This is a genomic window from Bacillus sp. z50, assembly GCF_058313585.1.
Genome location: NZ_JBZFQL010000004.1, coordinates 37850 through 59873, shown reverse-complemented (window position 1 = coordinate 59873; position 22024 = coordinate 37850). Strand labels below are relative to the sequence as shown.

22 protein-coding genes and 1 other annotated feature are annotated in these 22024 nt (G+C 35.8%); of the genes, 14 read left to right on the top strand and 8 right to left on the bottom strand.

The window, feature by feature from the left end; translation table 11 throughout:
- Positions 1-87: 87 nt before the first annotated feature.
- Together trpS and AC4G3N_RS12840 are read right to left on the bottom strand one after the other, a co-directional pair.
- A complete protein-coding gene (gene trpS, locus AC4G3N_RS12845) occupies positions 88-1077 on the bottom strand; it encodes a tryptophan--tRNA ligase (RefSeq protein ID WP_066101468.1) in 990 nt (329 codons plus the stop codon).
- A gap of 46 nt (positions 1078-1123) precedes the next feature.
- Positions 1124-1362 (bottom strand) — a binding site (T-box leader).
- 47 nt (positions 1363-1409) lie between these two features.
- A complete protein-coding gene (locus tag AC4G3N_RS12840) occupies positions 1410-1790 on the bottom strand; it encodes a DUF3899 domain-containing protein (protein WP_077247957.1) in 381 nt (126 codons plus the stop codon).
- A 359-nt stretch (positions 1791-2149) separates the two neighbouring features.
- Here AC4G3N_RS12840 and AC4G3N_RS12835 point away from each other — a divergent pair, with 359 nt between their 5' ends.
- The 6 genes from AC4G3N_RS12835 (at position 2150) to AC4G3N_RS12810 (ending at position 9297) form a co-directional block, all read left to right on the top strand.
- Positions 2150-3805: a peptide ABC transporter substrate-binding protein gene (locus tag AC4G3N_RS12835; protein WP_066101466.1), complete on the top strand. Its 1656-nt coding sequence runs from the start codon at positions 2150-2152 to the stop codon at positions 3803-3805.
- 125 nt (positions 3806-3930) lie between these two features.
- Entirely contained in the window at positions 3931-4860 is a 930-nt protein-coding gene (opp3b, locus tag AC4G3N_RS12830) for an oligopeptide ABC transporter permease (RefSeq protein ID WP_066101463.1), read from the top strand.
- Complete coding sequence (opp3C, locus tag AC4G3N_RS12825; protein WP_066101462.1) at positions 4860-5888, top strand: oligopeptide ABC transporter permease; 1029 nt, start codon at positions 4860-4862, stop codon at positions 5886-5888. Before opp3b ends, opp3C begins: the two co-directional genes overlap by 1 nt.
- An 18-nt stretch (positions 5889-5906) precedes the next feature.
- The gene (locus AC4G3N_RS12820; protein WP_066101460.1) at positions 5907-6977 is read left to right on the top strand and encodes an ABC transporter ATP-binding protein; all 1071 of its coding nucleotides are present in this window, start codon (positions 5907-5909) and stop codon (positions 6975-6977) included.
- A 1-nt stretch (position 6978) separates the two neighbouring features.
- Positions 6979-7926: an ABC transporter ATP-binding protein gene (locus AC4G3N_RS12815; RefSeq protein WP_066101457.1), complete on the top strand. Its 948-nt coding sequence runs from the start codon at positions 6979-6981 to the stop codon at positions 7924-7926.
- Positions 7927-8109: 183 nt separating this feature from the next.
- Positions 8110-9297 carry a putative glycoside hydrolase gene (locus AC4G3N_RS12810; RefSeq protein ID WP_375138407.1) on the top strand — a complete coding sequence of 396 codons (1188 nt, stop codon included), beginning with the start codon at positions 8110-8112 and terminating at the stop codon, positions 9295-9297.
- A 253-nt stretch (positions 9298-9550) separates the two neighbouring features.
- Here the strand turns inward: AC4G3N_RS12810 and AC4G3N_RS12805 are convergent, their stop codons facing one another.
- Positions 9551-9739, bottom strand: a complete 189-nt coding sequence (locus AC4G3N_RS12805) for a hypothetical protein (protein ID WP_066101454.1) — start codon at positions 9737-9739, stop codon at positions 9551-9553.
- Positions 9740-10031: 292 nt separating this feature from the next.
- On the opposite strand from AC4G3N_RS12805, the gene AC4G3N_RS12800 reads away from it, so the two are divergent.
- The 7 genes from AC4G3N_RS12800 (at position 10032) to AC4G3N_RS12770 (ending at position 17753) form a co-directional block, all read left to right on the top strand.
- A complete protein-coding gene (locus tag AC4G3N_RS12800; RefSeq protein WP_491090313.1) occupies positions 10032-10613 on the top strand; it encodes a GNAT family N-acetyltransferase in 582 nt (193 codons plus the stop codon).
- 355 nt (positions 10614-10968) lie between these two features.
- Positions 10969-11364, top strand: coding sequence for a transcriptional regulator SpxA (gene spxA, locus AC4G3N_RS12795; protein WP_066101447.1), 396 nt, complete (start codon positions 10969-10971; stop codon positions 11362-11364).
- Between the two features lie 259 nt (positions 11365-11623).
- Positions 11624-12283: an adaptor protein MecA gene (gene mecA / locus AC4G3N_RS12790; RefSeq protein WP_066101444.1), complete on the top strand. Its 660-nt coding sequence runs from the start codon at positions 11624-11626 to the stop codon at positions 12281-12283.
- Positions 12284-12476: 193 nt separating this feature from the next.
- Complete coding sequence (gene cls / locus AC4G3N_RS12785) at positions 12477-13994, top strand: cardiolipin synthase (protein WP_491090312.1); 1518 nt, start codon at positions 12477-12479, stop codon at positions 13992-13994.
- A gap of 122 nt (positions 13995-14116) precedes the next feature.
- Positions 14117-15262, top strand: coding sequence for a competence protein CoiA (locus AC4G3N_RS12780; protein ID WP_066101438.1), 1146 nt, complete (start codon positions 14117-14119; stop codon positions 15260-15262).
- A gap of 50 nt (positions 15263-15312) precedes the next feature.
- Complete coding sequence (pepF, locus tag AC4G3N_RS12775; protein WP_066101435.1) at positions 15313-17124, top strand: oligoendopeptidase F; 1812 nt, start codon at positions 15313-15315, stop codon at positions 17122-17124.
- A gap of 146 nt (positions 17125-17270) precedes the next feature.
- On the top strand, positions 17271-17753 hold the full coding sequence (locus AC4G3N_RS12770; protein WP_066101433.1) for a GyrI-like domain-containing protein: 483 nt from the start codon (positions 17271-17273) through the stop codon (positions 17751-17753).
- A 105-nt stretch (positions 17754-17858) separates the two neighbouring features.
- Here the strand turns inward: AC4G3N_RS12770 and AC4G3N_RS12765 are convergent, their stop codons facing one another.
- The 5 genes from AC4G3N_RS12765 to AC4G3N_RS12745 all read right to left on the bottom strand — a co-directional run bounded on the left by AC4G3N_RS12765 (position 17859) and on the right by AC4G3N_RS12745 (position 21109).
- Positions 17859-18032 (bottom strand): hypothetical protein, encoded by a 174-nt coding sequence (locus AC4G3N_RS12765; protein WP_490551928.1) that lies wholly within the window; start codon positions 18030-18032, stop codon positions 17859-17861.
- A 308-nt stretch (positions 18033-18340) separates the two neighbouring features.
- A complete protein-coding gene (locus AC4G3N_RS12760; RefSeq protein WP_066101430.1) occupies positions 18341-19222 on the bottom strand; it encodes a ClpXP adapter SpxH family protein in 882 nt (293 codons plus the stop codon).
- Positions 19215-19619: a globin domain-containing protein gene (locus AC4G3N_RS12755; RefSeq protein ID WP_139891425.1), complete on the bottom strand. Its 405-nt coding sequence runs from the start codon at positions 19617-19619 to the stop codon at positions 19215-19217. Before AC4G3N_RS12755 ends, AC4G3N_RS12760 begins: the two co-directional genes overlap by 8 nt.
- Positions 19620-19835: 216 nt before the next feature.
- Positions 19836-20507: a lytic transglycosylase domain-containing protein gene (locus tag AC4G3N_RS12750; protein ID WP_066101424.1), complete on the bottom strand. Its 672-nt coding sequence runs from the start codon at positions 20505-20507 to the stop codon at positions 19836-19838.
- A 5-nt stretch (positions 20508-20512) separates the two neighbouring features.
- Complete coding sequence (locus AC4G3N_RS12745) at positions 20513-21109, bottom strand: CYTH domain-containing protein (RefSeq protein WP_140461160.1); 597 nt, start codon at positions 21107-21109, stop codon at positions 20513-20515.
- Between the two features lie 269 nt (positions 21110-21378).
- Here AC4G3N_RS12745 and yjbM point away from each other — a divergent pair, with 269 nt between their 5' ends.
- The gene (yjbM, locus tag AC4G3N_RS12740; RefSeq protein WP_139891424.1) at positions 21379-22002 is read left to right on the top strand and encodes a GTP diphosphokinase; all 624 of its coding nucleotides are present in this window, start codon (positions 21379-21381) and stop codon (positions 22000-22002) included.
- Positions 22003-22024: the final 22 nt, after the last annotated feature.

Sequence of the window (22024 nt, the reverse complement as noted above, 5' to 3'; positions counted from 1 at the left end):
CTAGGCCCTGAAGTCGAATATAATAAAAAAGTGCTGAAGCTAGATTCAATACAAATCTAGCTTCAGCACTTTAATTTAGAACAATCTTTATCTTCTTTTACGACCTAAACCAATTGCGTTTTTCATTTTTCGTAATGTTTTATTAGCAGCTTTATTTGCCTCGAGAGCTCCTTTGTCGAGGATTTCATCCAATTCAGGGGAATTCAGTAATTCCTGATGACGTTCCTGAATAGGTCGTAGTGTTTCAACCACTACATTGGCAACCTCTGCTTTAAAATCTCCATATCCCTTACCTACAAAGCGTTTTTCAATGGATTCTATGCTTTCACCGCTTAGTGCAGAGTGAATGGATAGAAGGTTTGAAATACCTGGTTTATTTTCCTTGTCGAATTTCACGATTCCTTCTGAATCCGTAACCGCACTCTTGATTTTCTTCTCAACCTGCTTTAGATCATCTAATAAAGAAATAGTTGATTTTTTATTTGGATCGGATTTGCTCATTTTTTTGGTTGGCTCCTGTAAAGCCATGATTCGCGCCCCTGAAGCAGGTAGTTGGATATCAGGGATTGTAAAGACATCTCCATATTTTTTATTGAAGCGTTCAGCAATATCACGTGTCAATTCAACATGCTGTTTTTGATCATCGCCTACTGGAACAATGTTGGTTTGATATAAAAGGATATCAGCAGCCATCAATGGAGGATAAGTCAGAAGACCGGCTGAAACAGATACCTGTGATTTAGATTTATCTTTATATTGAGTCATTCGCTCAAGTTCACCAATAGAAGTATTACATTGCATAATCCATCCGGCTTCTGTATGAGCGGGAACCTCAGATTGGATAAAAATTGTCGCTTTCTCAGGATCAATCCCAACAGCCAGATAAAGGGCTGCAAGATTTCGAATGTTCTTTCTTAGTTCGAGGCGATCCTGCGGAACCGTAATCGCATGGTGATCAACTATGCAAAAGTAACAATGGGAATCATTTTGCAATTCTACGAACTGCCGTAATGCTCCTATATAATTACCAAGGGTCACCAGACCGGTTGGCTGAATGCCAGAAAAAATAATACTCATTTTCATTCTCCTTTCAATATAAAAAATCCCATTCGTCTCCACTATTAAAAGGGACGAATGGGATTCGCGGTACCACCCTAATTGTTTACGTTCTATACATAAACCACTCAGGAATATCCAAAAAGATATTCTTGCCCAGTAACGCGGGCAAACGTCCTGTCATACTGTCATTTTTCCTACAGGAGGCTTAAAAGTCCATTCAGGTATACGGGCTGTTTGTTCGCAGCAACCACAAACTCTCTGAAAACCTTGTACTACCTTACTACTCTTTGTCATAGCCTATAATAAATATTAAGTAATGATATTCTACTTAAACCTGATTAGAAAAGCAACTATCCAAAGAAAATAATTGAGCAAATAAAGGTAATGACACATGAAAAGATACCTGCATAAAGTAAAGGGCTAGTCCAGGAAAAGGTAAGTACCTCCATATTCGGGCCTTTATCTTTAGAATCGCCTTCTAGTTCAGATATATATTCTTCTTTTTTTGAATTGATTTTCCAGAATTTTTTAAACGAGTAGGAAAAGAAAGAAAAGAAACCTCCTCCTATTACATATAGGAGAGCGCCGGCACAAACATAAAAGAGGCCTATCATAAAATAGCTATCAATCAATGAAAGCAGAAAGGGACTTTTTATATTAATTGAATAGATAATTGAAATTAGAAGGCTGATACCGTTTAATAAAAGAAATTTTTTTTGTGAAGACTTCATGGGTTTCCTCCGAATATAAGTTGTTTTATAAAGTGTATTTAAATTTTATACCAATAATTTAAAAATTAAAAGTTGCAAGTTTATTTATAAAATTTTATTATATTCATAACGTTTCATTTTAATTAAATATGCTTTTCTGGTTGGAATTATCTGAAAAATATAATTTTTTTGTTTTTATAGGATATTTTACCCAGACATTGGTGTATCAAGGTTTGTTGTTAATTCTTGTATTCGAAATGACATATGTTCGTAAACAAAATGTAAAAAAATGATTGCAAAAAATTCTGAAACGTTTTATGATTGGTTACGAAATCTTCTGAAAATTAGAAGAGTAAAAAATAGGGAGGTCATTTACTAGTATGAAAGCAAAAAAAATCTCATTATTTCTTGTAATGATTCTTGCTTTGAGCACTTTCCTTGCAGCTTGTTCCGGCGGAGACGAAGAGACAGGTAGCAATGATAAAGGTGAAGGCAAGAAAGACGTTGAACAAGTACTTAACTTAGTGGAAACTTCTGAAATTCCGTCTATGGACACTGTAATGGCTACTGACTCTGTTTCTTTCAACGTTATGAACAATACGATGGAAGGTCTTTACCGTTTAGGTGAGGGAGATAAAGTTGTTGCAGGTGTTGCTGAGGGAGATCCAACAGTAAGTGAAGATGGAAAAACTTTCACTATCAAACTGCGCCAAGATGCTAAATGGTCAAATGGTGATCCTGTAACAGCTCACGATTTCATTTATGCTTGGCAAAAAGCTGTAAATCCTGATACTGCTGCTGAATATGCATACATGATGTATGTAATTGAAAATGCTGAAGAAATCAACACTGGTAAAAAGAAAGTGGAAGAGTTAGGTGCTAAAGCGCTTGATGATTACACTCTTGAAATTAAACTAACAAATGCTATCCCTTATTTCCAATCTCTACTTTCTTTCGGAACATTCATGCCACAAAATCAAAAATTTGTTGAAGAACAAGGCGAAAAATTTGGTCTTGAAGCAGATACAACACTTTATAATGGACCATTCACGATGTCTGAGTGGAAACATGAAGAAAGTTTCACACTTTCTAAAAATGATCAATACTGGGATAAAGATACTGTAAAGCTCGAAACAATCAATTTTAAAATCGTAAAAGATACTAACACAGCCGTAAACTTATATGAAACAGGTAAAATTGATCGTGTAGGATTGACTGCTGAAAACGTTGATAACTACAAAGATAGCGAAGAATTCGGTACGGAAAAAGATACTTCTGTATACTTCCTTCGTTATAACCAAAAGAACAAAGCATTAGCAAATGTTAATATCCGTAAAGCAATTGATATGGCTTATGACAAAGATGCTTTTGTAAAAACAATCTTAAATAATGGATCTGTACCTGCATACTACTTGGTACCAAGTGATTTTGTTAAAGGTCCGGACGGAAAAGATTTCCGTGAAGCTAACGGAGATATGAACGTTACAAATAAAGATGAAGCTAAAAAGCTTTGGGAACAAGGCTTGAAAGAAATCGGCGAATCCAAAGTTGAGCTCGAATTGCTGAATTATGATGGTGACTCTGCTAAGAAAACTGGTGAGTATATCAAAGAACAGCTTGAAACTACTCTTCCAGGACTTACAGTTGGCCTTAAGCAACAACCATTCAAGCAAAAACTTGAATTAGAATCTAAAGGTGATTATGACTTCTCTTATGCTGGTTGGGGTCCAGATTATCAAGATCCTATGACTTTCATCGATATGTTCGTAACTGATGGAGCTCATAACCAAATGGGATACTCAAATCCTGAGTATGACAAATTGGTCGAAGAAGCTGGATCTACATTATTAAGTGATTTGCCAGCACGTTGGGAAGCTCTTCAAAAAGCAGAAAAAATCCTAATTGAAGAAGATGCGGCCATCAGCCCACTTTATCAACGCGGACTTTCATTCCTATCGAAGGATAAAGTTAAAAATCTATACAACCACGCCTTTGGCGGAGATTACAGTTACAAGTGGGTATCAATCGAGGAATAATAGCTCGTGTGCCTGAATGGGAGAGTGCATGCCTGAAATGGCCATGTGCTCTCCTTTTCCCTAGTTATAGGAGAAAATTCAGAATAGAAAAACAATTGCCAAAAACTGAAAAAGGGGGGCTAATAATGCTGCGATATACATTACAACGGATATTCTATATGATTATTACTTTATTTGTTATTACAACTGCTACCTTTTTCTTGATGAAAATGCTGCCGGGATCTCCGCTGAAAAATCAGGAAAAGCTTACTGCTGAACAAAAAGAGATTATTTATGAAAAATATGGACTGAATGACCCAGTGCCGAAGCAGTATGTCACTTATATGACAAATTTAGTTAAAGGGGACTTAGGTACTTCTTTCCAATATGACAACAGACCGGTTACAGAATTAATTGCTACACGGATTCCAAATTCTGCCCATCTGGGTTTTCAAGCTTTGCTGTTTGGAACGATTGTTGGCCTAATGTTAGGAATAGCTGCTGCACTGCGTCATAATACATGGATAGATTATGGTGCCACTGTTATTGCTGTCCTGGGTGTTTCGATCCCATCCTTCGTTTTTGCAGGATTTTTACAGTATTTCTTAGCCGTTGAAAATCAAATCTTCCCGGTTGCTTTCTGGGATGGATTCGAATATACGATTTTGCCAACACTGGCGCTTTCCGCTGGGGTTATAGCAAGCATCGCTCGTTTTATGAGGTCTGAAATGCTAGAAGTTATGGGATCGGATTATATTACTCTTGCAAAAGCAAAGGGTTTATCTGGTGTAGCTGTAGTATTTAAGCATGGTATAAGAAATGCATTGATTCCAATTATTACGATTCTTGGACCAATGGCTGTCAATATTATGACTGGAACACTAATAATTGAACGAATCTTTGCTATTCCTGGATTAGGGGAACAATTTGTTAACTCTATTAATATGAATGATTATCCAACCATTATGGGTACTACGATTTTTTATAGTGCACTATTTATTCTTGTAATCTTCTTGGTGGACATCATGTATGGAATTGTTGATCCTCGTATCCGCCTTGCTGGGGGGAAAAAATAATGGAAAATAATCTAAAGACAGAAAACCTTTCTCCAGAATTATTTAAGGTTGTAGGGCAAGAATCTCATGAAGCAGAGAAAATCGTTCGCCCCAGCCTAACATTTTGGCAGGATGCATGGAGACATTTACTTAAAAATAAAGGTGCAATTTTTGGACTTGTCATGGTTGTGATCTTCGGTCTTTTAGCAATCTTTGCACCAATGACGTCTGGTTACACATATAAGCAACAGGACATAGCAAATTCTAAATTGCCGCCTCGTGTTCAGGGGTTGGAAAATATCAGCTGGCTTCCATTTGATGGTACAGATAAAAATGGTGTGAATGTCTATGAAAAAAATGGTATTGAAGACAGATATCACTGGTTTGGTACAGATGATTTAGGGCGTGACCAATGGACAAGGGTTTGGTACGGCGCAAGGATTTCCTTGTATATCGCTATATTGGCAGCCGTAATTGAGTTTTTCATTGGTGTAACCTATGGAGGGATATCCGGTTTCTTTGGAGGCAGAATTGACGCTGTCATGCAGCGTATTATTGAAGTGCTCGTCGGTATTCCATATCTAATTGTTGTTATTTTAATGATCCTAATTTTCGAAAAACCTGGGGTAATTTCGATTACACTCGCCATGGTTATAACCGGTTGGATAGGAATGGCTCGGATGGTTAGGGGGCAATTCCTGAAATTAAGAGATCAAGAGTATGTTTTGGCTTCGAAAACGCTAGGTGCTTCAAATAGAAGCTTAATATTCAAGCATTTACTACCAAATGTATTAGGACCCATTATTGTTACATCGATGTTTACAATTCCGGGAGCCATATTCACCGAGGCATTCCTAAGCTTTATTGGTCTGGGAATTGCTGCACCTGAAGCTTCTTTGGGTTCTTTAGTAAATGACGGTTTTAGATATATAAAATCATATCCATATTTATTGATCATTCCATCCTTAGCTATCAGTATACTAATCTTAAGCTTTAACTTATTGGCTGATGGTCTCCGTGATGCGCTTGATCCAAAAATGCGAAAATAATAGGGAAGGAGAATTATAATGGAGAAATTACTTGAAGTAAAAAATTTGCATGTCTCCTTCGATACCTATGGTGGTGAGGTTAAAGCTGTACGTGGAGTTAGTTTTGACTTGTTCAAAGGAGAAACATTGGCAATTGTTGGAGAATCCGGTTCCGGAAAATCCGTTACAACAAAGGCATTAATGAGATTAATTCCGAATCCTCCAGGACGTATAAAAGAGGGACAAATACTTTTTGGAGAAAATCGTGACCTTGTTAAAATGACTGAAAGAGAAATGCAACGAATTCGCGGTAAAGAAATGTCAATGATATTCCAGGATCCGATGACTTCTTTAAACCCAACCATGAAAGTCGGTAAGCAAATTATGGAAGGGTTAATCAAGCATCAAAATTTAAGCAAAGCAGCTGCCCGTGAGCGAGCTATCGAGCTTTTAAGATTAGTAGGGATTGCCCAGCCTGAAATTCGTATGAACCAATATCCTCACCAATTCTCAGGCGGAATGAGACAGCGTGTAGTTGTAGCGATTGCTCTTTCATGCAATCCAAAAGTGCTGATTGCAGACGAACCAACAACAGCCTTGGATGTTACCATTCAGGCCCAAATACTAGAATTAATGAAGGATTTACAAAATAAAATTGATACATCCATTATCTTTATTACACATGATTTAGGAGTTGTTGCGAACGTAGCTGATCGTGTAGCGGTTATGTACGGAGGACAAATTGTTGAGACTGGAACGGTAGATGAAATTTTCTATGATCCGCGCCATCCGTATACATGGGGGCTATTATCCTCAATGCCTAGCCTAGATAATAGTGGGGATGTTGAGCTTACAGCGATTCCTGGTACTCCTCCGGATTTGATTCATCCACCGAAGGGGTGTCCATTTGCACCAAGGAATCCCTATGCTTTAGCAATTGATTATGAAAAGGAACCGCCTATGTTCCAGATTTCAGATACTCATTTTGCAAAAACTTGGCTCCTACATCCTGATGCACCAAAAGTAAATCCACCGGAGTTAGTCCAACAGCGTATTCGCCATATGGCCTCCAATTTTGAAAAACCTGTACAAGTAGGAGGGGTTAACTAATATGGCTACAAAAGAAAAAATTATCGAAGTCAAAGGACTTAAACAATATTTTAATGTTGGTAAACCGAATATGGTTAAAGCGGTGGACGATGTATCTTTTGAAATCTATAAAGGTGAAACATTCGGTCTGGTGGGAGAATCTGGATGTGGCAAATCTACAACAGGGCGATCCATTATCCGTTTATATGATTTGAGTGGCGGAGAAGTCATTTTTAAAGGGAAAGAAGTCCATGGCAGAAAATCAGGTAAGGATCTAAAGCAATTTAACCGAGGTATGCAAATGATCTTTCAGGATCCTTATGCTTCATTAAATCCTCGTATGACTGTGGGCGATATTATTGCTGAAGGCATTGATATACACGGATTAGCGAAAAATAAGGAAGAACGTATGAAACGCGTATACGATCTTCTTGAAACGGTTGGACTTAACCGTGAGCATGCGAGTCGTTATCCGCATGAATTCTCTGGTGGTCAGCGTCAAAGGATTGGGATTGCCCGTGCACTCGCAGTGGATCCTGAATTTATTATTGCCGATGAGCCAATCTCAGCGCTTGATGTTTCCATTCAGGCACAGGTTGTTAACCTTCTGAAAAAGCTTCAAAAAGAAAAAGGGTTAACATATTTGTTCATCGCGCATGACTTGTCAATGGTGAAATACATCAGTGACCGTATTGGTGTTATGTATTATGGTAAATTGGTAGAAGTTGCAGACAGTGAAGATCTATATAAAAACCCAATGCATCCATATACACAATCTCTACTTTCTGCGATTCCTCTGCCGGATCCGGAAAGTGAACGCACGCGTAGAAGAAAACCGTATAATCCGGACGTTCATGGTTATGATGAAAATGAACAACTAGAAATGCGTGAGATTGCACCAGGACATCATGTATTGTGTTCATTAAATGAATTTGAGCAATATAAAAAAACATATATCAAAAAAAATTAGTATGAACCGTTTGTGGTTCACGAGTCTTATTTGGAATATGTAGCAAAAAGGTTATCCTTCTGTGGATAGCCTTTTTGATGTATTTTTGGAAAAAGAGGGAAGTGAGATGTTTTTTCATATTTATAGGAGGTATAATAATAGTGACATGAAGGAGTGATGTGGGGGATGAAATTGGTTAAAAAAATGGCAGTGTTAATGTCAATCCTAATGATAGGGACACTGTTTACAGAGGTATCATATGCTGCTACAGAGGCTGAAAAAGAGTTTTTACTACATAGTGGACAGAGTATTGTTCTAGAAAACAAGGAACTTCCTGAGGGGATGCAACGATTTATAAAAGAATCGAAATATTCATTTACATATCCTGATGCAGTAAGAGGCATTTATGTGACAGGAAATTCTGCAGGGGGCAGTAAATATAAAGAACTGGCAAAATTAGTGGATACAACAGATTTGAATGCGATGGTGATTGATATAAAAGATGACTTCGGTAAATTAACCTATAAACCAGATGCATCTAAGCCATATGCTGAAGCTGGAACAAATCTAATTAAAGATCCAGATAAATTATTAAAGGATATGGAAAAAAGAGAAATTTATCCGATTGCCAGAGTGACGGTTTTTAAGGATAGTTATTTGGCAAATAAAAAACCTGAATGGTCATTTTTAGATGGAAAAGAAGTATGGAAAAATGGCAGAGGAGAATCATTTGTTAACCCATTTGTAAAAGATGTATGGGAATATAACGTTGAGATTGCAAAAGAAGCAGCTGAAATGGGTTTTCAGGAAATTCAATTTGATTATGTTCGCTTTCCCGAAGGATTTGAGAATCGCGATAAAGAATTGAAATACTCAGTGGGTAATTACGGAGATAAAGCTGTAGATAATGTTCAGCATCGAGTAAATGCTGTTACAGACTTTGTAGAGTATGCTAAGAGTGAATTAGAGCCATATGGAGTAAAGGTATCAGTTGATATTTTTGGCTACTCTGCTACTCTTCCAGAAGCGCCTGGGATAGGACAAAACTTCTCTAAGATATCTGAGCATGTTGATGTCATTTCTTCTATGATCTATCCGAGTCATTGGACATCCTATTTTGGAATTGCCAAGCCAGATTTAGAACCATATAAACTTGTAAAAGAATACGCAAAACTAGAGAATAAAAAATTGAGCAGTTTAGAGAGTCCGCCAATCTCCAGGCCTTGGATTCAGGATTTTACGGCACCATGGCTAGGTAAAGGAAATTATAAGCAATACGGAAAAAAAGAAGTAGAAGATCAAATTAGAGCGTTAAAAGAAGAAGGAATCAATGAGTATTTATTATGGAACTCAGGAAACCGTTATACCTCCGGAGTAGACTATAAACAATAATAAAATCATATAAGCTGAAACAAAGGATTGGCTAAAAAAAGCCAATCCTTTTCTTTAGCTTATTTCATACTCCAATCGGGTGAGAATTTTTGTTAGTAATGTATAATTTGGGGAATTTTATCAACAGGTTCTTAAGAAGTAGAATACTGGCTGCATCCGCCATTTATAATAATGTTTAAAGCCAGTGATGATTATGCAGTTTATTTCGCTACGCGAATACAGCTCTGTTAGGAAGGTTAAGAAATTGAAATGGTTATTTGTTTTTCTTGCCGCCAACCTTATTAAATCCGGTTGTTGATCTGTTCGTTTGTATCACAAACTCAGAACGCTTGTGCCTGCCGAAAATCAGATTTCCAATACCATTTGTTAATGGACCCATAAAAGCAGTTAGACCAATAATTAAAAAGGATACCAATATAAAATCAAGGATATATTCGCTCATTCGTTCCTCCTTTTATATTTCGACTGTGTAAATTTCTTTACATTTTTATTGTAATAGATTAAGAAGTGGGAGAAAAGGGAAAAGGTAACTTGGTTGCTAAATTTTATACATTTAATAAAATATATCACCTTAGAAGATAGAAAAAATCATGCGAATAGGCAGGATGCTTGTTCTAAACTATTAATCCATGAGATAGGTAACACCTATCATTTACAACCTATAAGAATATGTATGAATGTAAAATCAAAATTACTAGATACGAACTAGATAAACAAAGGAGCAGATACATCAGATGAGTTGGTATAAAAGATTGCGTGAATATTTTCCGGAAGAGGAAATGAAATCAGAAGAACATATAAACATGCTGTTAAATCATGGCCAAAAGGACTACTTCCTTGATAATGGGAAAAATCATATTTTATTATATGCAGAGAAAGAGAACTTTATCTTTGTTGATTACTTATATGTGATGGGTAATGCAAGAGGAAATGGTACAGGAAAAAAGGTTTTGGACAAACTGAAATTGAAGGGAAAACCAATCTTTTTAGAAGTAGAGCCGATAAATGAGTCGGAAGAGGATTCAGAGAAAAGATTACGATTTTATAAACGAGAGGGTTTTAAGCATGCGCATACCGTCTCCTATGTTAAAAATTCACTCGCTACAAATAAAGATGTAGAATTGGAGATTCTTTATTGGAGTCCGGAAGCAGATAAGCATATGGATCAAGAGGTATTAGATGGAATGAAAGAAATCTATCGTGATTTGCATACTTATAAGGATGAAGAATTATATGGAGGGAAATACCGGCCAACTGAGAAAGCCTTGAAAATAAAAGAAAATAAATGTGATATTTTAGATGAAATAACAAGCTGAAGATTTAACTTCAGCTTGTTTTCTTTTTACCTCAAATGTTTAACGGCTTCGCTCTAGGGTATATAAATAATAGAAATTATTTAAAAAAAGAGACACAGGCCAAATGAAATAGGGCAAAGGAATGGAGTAATATAACAATTATTTCAATAATATGATAGTAAGGTTAATGTTTAGTAAACCCGGAAACATTTTCTAAAAAATCTCTACACATTCCATTATTAATCATGTATAATAATTTTATATGTTCCTTAATTATAATTATTTTAATTTAGATAGTATCATAAGCATTGTGAAATGTTAAATATATAGCTCTAACGGGATAAGGGAACTTAAAGAATAGGGAGAGTGACAGGGAATGGTTACACTTTACACATCACCTAGCTGTACGTCATGTAGAAAAGCAAAAGCTTGGTTAGAAGAACATGATATTCCATATAAAGAACGTAATATTTTTTCTGAATCATTAAGTCTTGATGAAATAAAAGAGATTTTACGTATGACTGAAGATGGTACCGATGAAATCATTTCAACACGCTCGAAAACTTTTCAAAAGTTAAATGTAAATCTTGATAATTTACCTTTACAGGAATTGTTTAATATCATCCAACAGAATCCCGGATTATTAAGAAGACCAATTATCATTGATGAAAAACGTCTGCAAGTTGGTTACAACGAAGATGAAATCAGACGATTTTTACCTCGTAAAGTAAGAACATTTCAACTTCGAGAAGCACAGCGCTTAGTTAATTAATTTTTATATTGTTCATAAACCCCCTTCCTGGACAGCGAAGGGGGTTTTGGTGTATCTTAAATTATTAGACATAATTATTTTATGAAATATAGGCTTTTTGTTTCCCACTATTTACTATTTATCATAAAATATAACTACCACCTGCTTTATAAAAAGAACATCCATGATTAACATTTTTAAAAACAGGGAAAAGATATAACAACCTAGTTTGGGGGTATATCCCTTCAATTACCTCAAACCAGAAGGGAGAGAGTGAATCATGGAAATCGAACGTATTAATGAGAATACTGTAAAATTCTACATTTCATATGGGGATATTGAAAAGCGAGGCTTCGATCGAGAAGAGATCTGGTATAATCGTGATCGAAGTGAGGAACTTTTCTGGGAAATGATGGATGAAGTGCATGAAGAAGAGGATTTTACTGTTGAAGGCCCACTTTGGATTCAAATCCAAGCACTTGAAAAAGGGTTGGAGATTTTAGTTACTCGAGCGCATCTATCCAAGGATGGCCATAAATTCGATTTGCCAATTGATGATCCCGCCAATTCCGTTGATGTGAAGATAGAGTCTATGCTTGAAGAGCATTTTCAAACTAACCAAGCAATAGATGAGCAAATAACAGAGGATGATACATTGGAATTTGTCCTTTCATTTAAAGACTTTGAAGATGTCATTGCATTAAGTAAAACGAACGGAATTCAAGGAGTTGTGACCAAGTTATACTCCTTTGAAAATATATATTATTTGTATGTAGAATTTCCAGATGGAGAGTTTGTGGAAGAAGAGATTGATAATAAGCTATCAATTATACTTGAATATGCTGATGAATCTCCTGTTACAATCCATCGTCTTGAAGAATATGGAAAAGTCATTATACCTAAAGATGTATTCTCGACTGTAAGCCAATACTTTTCTTAATACTCATTAATTGAAAGCTGATTTCCACTTGGAAGTCGGCTTTTTAGTTCTTAAATTGGTCTGGAATCACCACATTGAGGACCCCCTATTTAGAAAGTGTGATTGAAAAACTAATCGAGGGTTTGCGTCATTCAGACCATATTGGGGTATAGATAATGAAAGTTTTCAATGAAAAATGGATAAGGTGAGGATTATGAAGAATTTTATTAATGTTCTTTTATTTATCGCAATTTTAGGGATTGTGGGATTTATATATCAGAAAAATTTCGATGGGGATTATATTCAATATGGAAGTATATTATTTACAATAACTGTTGTTTTTATTGGATTTATTATCTTCCTGGAAAATCGTCATCCTGCACAGACACTAGCATGGTTAATCGTTTTGGGTGCTTTTCCGGTAGTTGGATTCTTGTTTTATTTGTTATTTGGAAGGAATTTTAGAAAAGAAAAGATATTTAAGAAAAAATATTTTTTAGATAAGCAAAAGTATATGGATATTACAGGGGAAAGTGAGAAAAGATTATTAAGATTAGATAATGAGAATCATGATTATAGCCAATTGTTTAATCTAGCTGATCAGATTGCCAACACCCCTATCTCTTTATCTACGGAGACTAAAGTTCTTACAAATGGAAAAGAAACATTTAATTCTATTAAAGAAGCTTTATTGCAAGCAAAACATCACATACATATGGAATATTATATTATTCGCCATGATACCTTGGGGAATGAAATTAAAGACATACTTATTAATAAAGCGAAAAACGGGGTGAAAGTTAGATTTCTTTATGATGCAGTCGGATCATGGACTCTTTCAGGGGAATATATTAAGGAAATGAGAAAATGGGGGATTGAGGTAGTGGCGTTTGGCCCTGTTAAGCTCCCCTTTTTAAATAATAAATTTAACTTTAGAAACCATCGAAAAATTGTTGTAGTGGACGGAGATATTGGCTTTGTTGGTGGTTTAAATATCGGTAATGAATATTTGGGTAAAGATGAGAACTTTGGATTTTGGCGTGATACCCATTTGAGGTTAAATGGAGAAGGAGTCCGCAGTTTACAATTAATCTTTTTGCAGGATTGGTATTACATGACCAATCACAGTTTCTTAACAGATGAGTATCTTGCTCCTGTAACAACAGATCATGAAAAAGGGCATCATGGGGGAGTACAAATAATTGCAGGTGGGCCTGATAATGAATACAGTACCATTAAAAATATATTCTTTTCTATGATTGTTTCGGCAAAAAAATCAGTTTGGATTGCCTCCCCTTATTTTATCCCAGATGAAGACATATTTTCTGCCTTGAAAATTGCTGCTCTAAGTGGTATTGATGTTCGCTTATTAGTACCTAGTAATCCGGATAAGAGAATTGTCTTCCATGCTTCGAGGTCCTATTATCCTGATTTATTGGAGACAGGAGTTAAAGTCTATGAATATCGTGAGGGTTTCTTGCATTCAAAAATCATCATTGTAGATGGAGAACTTGCATCTATAGGTACCTCAAATATGGATATGAGAAGCTTTCACTTGAACTTTGAAGTCAATGCGTTTCTCTATAAGACCGATAGTGTACAAACATTAGTAAATGATTATCTACATGACTTATTAGTTTCGAATGAGCTGCATATTGAGGTATTTAAAGGTAGACATTTCGGTATGAGAATGATGGAATCATTATTTAGACTACTATCACCGATGCTATGATGAAAAAGCTCCGCCTAGTTGAAAAGTTCAACAGATGGACATATAGAGTTCATTTAGAATGAAGGTTTATTAAATAGATAACGAGAATTTGATAGGTATCCTATAGGAAAAGGAGCCTGTACATGCTGGTTGCAATTAATAAAGAAGATAAACAAATTCATGCCAACCAAATTATAAAGAGACACGAGGAAGAGTATCGCTGTCCTGCTTGCCGGAAACGTGTGATATACCGTTCCGGCCCGCGGACGATTCCCCATTTTGCTCATCAAACAAAGGGGAATTGCCAAGCAGCAACTGAATCTGAAACAGCAGATCATCTATCAGGGAAAAATAATTTATACCGTTGGTTAAGAAGCTGTCAGTTGGATGTTGAACTGGAGAAATATATAGCTATCATAAAGCAAAGACCTGACATTTATGTAAAGAGGAAAAATCAATATTATGCAATCGAATATCAATGTTCGTCTATTCATGAAGAGTTATTTTTGAAAAGAACAAAAGGATACTTGGATGCAGATGTTGTGCCTATCTGGATTTTTCACAGCCACTTCATTAAAAGAAACGGAGTTTATCTGTGGAGGCTAAATTCACTCCTTAAATCTGCTCTTAGAAAATCTTCATCACCTTTTCTCCTCTTTCACAACCCCAAGCAAGCAAATTCCATACTGGCATTTGTGAATATTATACCTGTCTCAATAGAACAATGCTTCGGTCAGATGGTATTGTTATCTGAGGGAATGGATCTGGAAAGTATCTTATCTCCACCCAAGCAAGAAATCCCTTATTTAAACGATTGGTTTAAAAAACGTACTCTGCAACTTATGAATGAAATCCGTTTTAAAGGCTTGCAAAGTAAGCTGATTAAAGAATTATATCAGGTTGGGATATCTCCGTTTAAAATCCCTGAATTTGTTGGTGTTCCATTGTTAAGCGGCTGTATGTATGGAATGCCGGCGACTGTCTGGCAAGGATTAATCTATATCGATTTACTGAATTGCTTTAACCTGCATGGAAGAATCAGTGAAGCATGGATTCGGTCAAGATTTTTGGAAAGAATAAAGAAGAAGGATATAATTTTAAATCAATGCCCTTTAATGAGCCAGGATATATTTACCGCATTGAAAGAATATCTGAGATTCCTTGAAAAAATTGATTATTTGGAAAAAATAGATGTAAATCATTATATAATAAGAGAAGACTTCATTTTAGACGATCATTTTGAAGAGATAATCAAATTGAGGTTATTCGATTTTTATGAAGGGAATTAAAGGTATTATGAAGAACTTTATGAAAGAAGCAAATGATTGGAGGGAACTGCATGGCTGCAGATATTAAACAATTACCTGAAAGAAAAGATATACCTGTAGAAGATACTTGGAGACTGGAGGATATCTTCCCAAGCGATGAAGCATGGGAGAAGGAGTTCAAGGGCATTTTGGCTGAATTGCCAAAAGGCGATCAATATAGAGGGAAATTAGATGAGAGTGCTGATACCTTATGGCAGGCTTTGCAATTTCAGGATATGATTACTGAAAGACTTGGACGTTTATATACATATTCTCACATGAGATATGACCAGGATACCGGTAATACATTTTATCAGGGAATGGACGACCGCGCCCGGAATTTATATTCTCAGGCTGCCAGTGCTTTTTCGTATATTTTACCTGAAATCCTTGCAATTAAAGAAGAAACAATTAATCGGTTCATGCAAGAGAAAAAGGAGCTTTCCTTATATGAACAAACTTTAAAAGAGATCAATCTGCAAAGACCCCACGTTCTATCAGCAGAGGCAGAGGCTTTATTGGCTCAGGCATCAGAAGTGATGGGAACTGCATCCAATACTTTTGGCATGTTAAATAATGCCGACCTTCGTTTTCCTACAATTAAAGATGAGAACGGGGAAGAGGTTGAACTGACTCATGGAAGGTACAGCAGATTTTTGGAGAGCAGTGATCGTAGAGTTCGTGAGGAAGCCTTTAAAGCGATGTATAAGACATATGGACAGTACCGAAATACGTTCGCAAGTACATTATCCGGGACAGTGAAGAAAGATAATTTCTATGCAAAGGTACGTCATTATGATTCTGCAAGACATGCAGCTTTAAGCAATAATAATATTCCGGAAACCGTATACGAAAATCTAATCAATTCCATTCACAACAATCTGCATTTACTACACCGTTATGTGAAGCTTCGTAAAAAACTTTTAGGTGTGGATGAATTGCATATGTATGATTTATATACACCTTTAGTGAAAGACGTGAAGATGGATATTTCCTATGATGAGGCTAAAGAATATATTCTAAAAGGGCTTGAGCCTTTAGGTGAGGAATACATCAATGTATTAAAAGAAGGGTTCGAAAACCGTTGGGTAGATGTTCACGAAAATCGCGGTAAACGAAGCGGCGCATACTCCTCAGGTTCATATGGAACTAATCCATATATTCTAATGAACTGGCAGGATAATGTGAATAATCTTTTCACATTAGCTCATGAATTCGGCCATTCTGTACACAGTTTTTACACACGCAAAAATCAGCCATATCCATATGGTAATTATTCGATTTTCGTAGCTGAAGTAGCATCTACTACAAACGAAGCCCTGTTGAATGATTATTTGCTTAAAACAATAGATGATGAGAGCAAGAAAATTTATTTATTAAATCATTATCTTGAAGGTTTTAGAGGAACAGTATTCCGTCAGACGATGTTTGCGGAGTATGAACACATTATTCATAAGATGGCACAGGATGGAGAAGCTCTGACTGCTGAAAGCCTAACACAAAAATATTATGAGCTTAATAAAAAATACTTTGGTGATGATATTGTTATTGATGAGGAGATTGGTTTGGAATGGTCAAGAATCCCTCATTTCTACTACAATTATTATGTATACCAATATGCAACTGGATTCAGTGCAGCAGCAGCGTTAAGTAAACAGATTTTAGAGGAAGGGCAGCCGGCTGTTACGCGCTATATTGAATTCCTAAAAGCAGGCTCAAGTGATTTCCCAATTGAGGTTCTTAAAAAAGCAGGTGTAGACATGACTTCACCGAATCCGGTTGAAGAAGCTTGTAAAGTTTTTGAGGATAAATTAAATGAGCTGGAAGCTCTTTTAGATAAATAAAAATAATTCGAGGATTTTTTAAACCACCCCTTAGAAGTTAGACACCAATTTAACTTTTAAGGGGCGGTTTTTTTAAAATGGAATTAAATGCTGAAATTAAACTTAATGATTCCAGTACTAGTAACTCTAGAGGAGGGAAATAACCCTTGGAGGAAAAAGTTTTACACAATCCAAAAATTGAGGATCTTAGTGAAACTAAATTAGTAGGTTTTCGAGTTTTATGCGATAGCGAACAATATCTAAATGAAATTCCAAAAGCAGCACAACTTCTTAATGAACGTATGAATGAAATTCAACAGGTTACCAATTCATCTGTACAATATGGGGCATTTGTTGTTGATAACTATTCAGAAACTGAAGATGGTTATTGGATATGTGTTCAAGTTAACGAGTACGAGGATATACCGGATGATATGGTTTACTTAACGATTCCGCCTCAAAGATATGCTGTAGGCAAACATAATGGAGCTAATTATAGTATTAGAGATACATATGCAAGATTACACGCTTGGATTGAAAAAAACGGATATGAAAGACAATTAGATAAATGGCATTTAGAGAGGTATCATAGTTGGAATAATAAAGATAATCTAATTATTGAGTTATTGGATACTATTACAGAATCTTAAACTCTAAAAGTAAGTGCAGGCCAATCAAGAGAACTCGCCAATTTTCTGCGAGCTCTCACTTTAATTTATAACTATAACCGGTAGTTTTAGGCCAACTTAAGGCTTTTAGAATCCCTTGAATTTTTTTTGATAACCAAGACTATAGATAAAGATGAAAAAAGAGAGAAACAAAATAGGTGACGATACATAGAGAGGAATGATCCGCATAATCCCAAACAGCTGCAGGGGAATAGAAAATAAAACTAATAGGATTAAACTGCAAATATAAATTTTTTTCATAGAAATCATCCTTTATTACATAAGATAATTTGTACTGATTTCTAAAGAATATGGCAGAGGATAACCAAGTATGCAGTAAAAATGTCAGAAATGTGAATTAATGAACAAAGTGCTTGCATATGTGAAGAGAATTTGTTATATTACTATTGTGAAGTTGATCACTAGCAAACATTTACCCCTTTGTTTGACCGTGAAAAATTTCTCCCATCCCCTTTGTTCGTATGAAGAATAAGACTCTGTCCGATTACAGAGTCTTATTCTTATTTATACGGAAAAATATTCTAGGATAATAATTATAATGACGGTTTTTAATCGTTTTCTGCATATCTCCAATACGTTATGTTGGATGATGGTATCCTCTCAACCGTACGCTTCAAGAGTAATTTTTTCATTTCCCTTTCAACTTCTTGCTTATCCATTCGGTAAATAAATGTAATCTCATGAGTATTAATAATTTGAAAATCCTTAATACAGTCCTCTAAAGAGGGGAGTGATTGTGCTTTAGGCGGAAATCCTAACATCTCCTCAAGTATTTGAACATAAACTTCATAAGGGTAAGCCCCTGTTACCTTTATACCTTCATCTTCCATCTTTTGATTAAAGAAGACCAGGCTAGGCAGGTCAGTGACATCCATTTCTGATGAGATTTTTAAATCACATTGAAAAGCTTTTATGGCACTTTCTGAATTGATATCACGTGAAAACTCATCACAATCTATCTTGGCTTTATGAGCGCAGGCTAACAATGTATGCCAATTCGATACACTTTTTTGATCAAGAAATAAAGCCTCCTGAATTTTCTTAAAAAAACGATATCCAGCCTTCTTTCCTTGCATTTCTGCAGCTTTAATCGCGATAGGGGTGATATATAACGAGCTTTCAGGATTGTTGATCCAGATATTATCATCACAGGAAATACCCGACCTGTTTGCAGCTGAAAGGAATGATGGAAATGGGTGCTTAGCATTTGTATGCTTTCTTTCCACTTTTTTGCTAAACACATACTTTAAAGCAAAGTAATGTCCATATTCTAATTTCAGTCGTTTTATAATTCGTTCCAGCTCAAAGCAAATTGAACAAGTAGGATCTATAAATAAATAGATTTCTAATGGTTTTTCCAACGGTTTAAAATATTGATGGACAGACAGCCAATCCTGCCATTTTGGAATTGAAGAGTCATGCTTATTCATAACTATCACCTTTTTGCTGGATATCGTTTGTATTTATCATATGCTCAGCTGTTAAGGTAAGTCTGCCCAGCAGATACTCTCTTAAAGGAGAATCTAACTGAATACTATCCATAGCCTTCTCCATACAGCTCAGCCAGGCTTTTGCACGCATAGGTGTAATTTCAAAAGCAAGATGTCTTGCTCTCAGCATGGGATGACCATGTTCCTTAGTATACAAAGAAGGTCCACCAAGAAACTGAGTAAGAAATTGTTTCTGTTTACGAGCTGTCTCTGTAAGATCATCTGGAAAAATAGGAGCTAGCAACGGATGCGAACCCACATGATCATAAAATGCATCTATTAATTCAGATAACCGCTCTTTCCCTAATGCATCATATGGAGTTGGATTTTCTGCCATACATTATTCTCCCTCCATGAGTTGATAAGAATAATTTTAACAAGCAAGACTTGAATTATCCAATATACTGCTTTTTTTCCTGATTTTATAAGATTTTGAAGGGTAGATGCTAGCAGAGAAGCTTAGTAGAAGGTTATTGATAGTTCTTCAATTTGCATATATAAGGGGAAATAAAAAACTGTTCATTTTATGAACAGTTTTGCAGGTTTGGTTATTTTATGCGTAATAGGAAGTCATGACTTTATTTACATAGTTTTGCGTTTCTTTAAAAGGCGGTACACCACCGTATTTATCAACATTTCCTGGACCTGCATTATAAGAAGCTAAGGTCAATTCGATATTTCCATTATATTTAGTCATCATGGATTTAAGATACTTGGTTCCACCCATAATATTATCATAGGGGTCCATGATATTGTTTACGCCAAGAGATGAAGCCGTTTTGGGCATTAGCTGCATTAAGCCTGATGCCCCGGCTGAGCTAATGGCATTTGAATTATAGCCGCTTTCCTGCTGTATGACGGATCTGATTAATTTTTCAGGGACGTGATATTTATTGGAAGCTTCTTTTATAATGTCATCGTATTCTGTATTCTGATTCATAATTGCTGTACCAGTAGTTGATTGATTAGTAATTGGGACTGGATTGTACGCAATGGACGGAGAAGACGGAATGCTGCTGTTGATTATAGTAGCCAATGTACCTAATCCCGGATTGGCAGCAAGTGCATTATTCGTAGGATGGCTGACGGATGAAAGAACTTCATTCAGCAGAGCCTGAAATAAATTGGCAGAAGAAGGTGCCTGAGTTACAGAATTACTATCTGTTGGCCTCAGGGATCCGAGAGCTTGAAGCTGAATAATCGTATTGATGTCTCCTACGTTCATTATGTTCACTCCTTAGTAAGGTATAGTATCATTTGATTATAAAAACGTTGAACTTTATTTTCAGTTGGACGAAACGGAATGCCAGATTCTGATAAAAGCAGGTCAAATTCTTTCTTTCCTTGATCAAAGTTGTCCACTTCAAATTCTACCTCATAATCCTCTATTTGGAAATAGGAGCTATTATCTAAAACGAGCAGGCCGCTCTTATAAGGAAGCTCAACCCGTTTCGTTGTCAAGGTACCAAAATAACGAATTTCTTGTGGGTTGATTTTTAGATTTTTAATTCTTTCAGAGATTTTGCTATCAGGGATACCACCATCTTTTATGATTTTATTAGCTGTATCAGAGTCTATATCCCAGTTAGTTTCCAATAAGCCTTTTTGATTTTCAAGAGGCTGTTTAAGGGTCATCTCATAGGATGAATTTTTTTCACGTATACGTAAAGCTGAGGTATATTTTTTTAAGTCAAATGTAACTGTGTCAAAGTAATGATTTTTTTGTACTGTAAAATGTTCTGGCTTTATTTTAAAACGTTGCATGAGGTGGTTAAATTCCTCAAATGTCAGCAAATTTTTGAATTCAATTTCGATTTGTTCGCTCATATGTACATTCCTCCATGATAAACTTATGTATAACTATTATGACTTTTTGAATAGATAACATCAATCTTAGATATCCGTATAATCTTTGTGTTAAAATGGGTTTGAGCAATTTAGGGTAATAATTAGTACTAAATGTATTCATTAGCATGGTTGAATAAAGACGATTAATTCATAAAATACATACTAATACATGATAATGTCTTCGATTCTGAGTTTTCCCTTGCTCTCAATAACAAGAATATTGAAAAGTATTTCAGGTGGTGGAATCCATGAGTAGAAAATGGGATGAATTTTTAGCCCCCTATAAACAGGCGGTTGATGAGTTAAAGATCAAATTAAGGGGTATAAGAACCCAATGTGACTTAGAAAAAGAACATTCACCAATAGAGTTTGTTACAGGTCGCGTTAAACCGATCGCGAGTATCCTGGATAAGGCTTACCAAAAGCAAATTCCTGAGGAAAGACTTGAAATGGAATTACAGGATATAGCCGGTCTTCGAATTATGTGCCAATTTGTGGATGATATAAAACAGGTAGTTATGCTGTTACGACAAAGAACTGACTTTGTAATTATTGAAGAAAGAGACTATATTACAAATAAAAAAGCAAGTGGATACCGTTCGTATCATGTAGTTATTGAATATCCGGTTCAAACGATTCACGGAGAGAAAAAAATATTAGCGGAAATACAAATTCGTACCCTTGCCATGAATTTCTGGGCTACGATAGAGCATTCACTTAATTATAAGTATAACGGACAGTTCCCGGAAACATTACGCAATCGCTTAGAGAGATTAGCTGAAGCAGCTTTCCATATGGATGAAGAAATGACACAGATCAAAATGGAAATCCAGGAAGCGCAGCAATATGTCTTTAAGAAGAGGGGGAAATAACACTTTACAGGTGGGGATTATG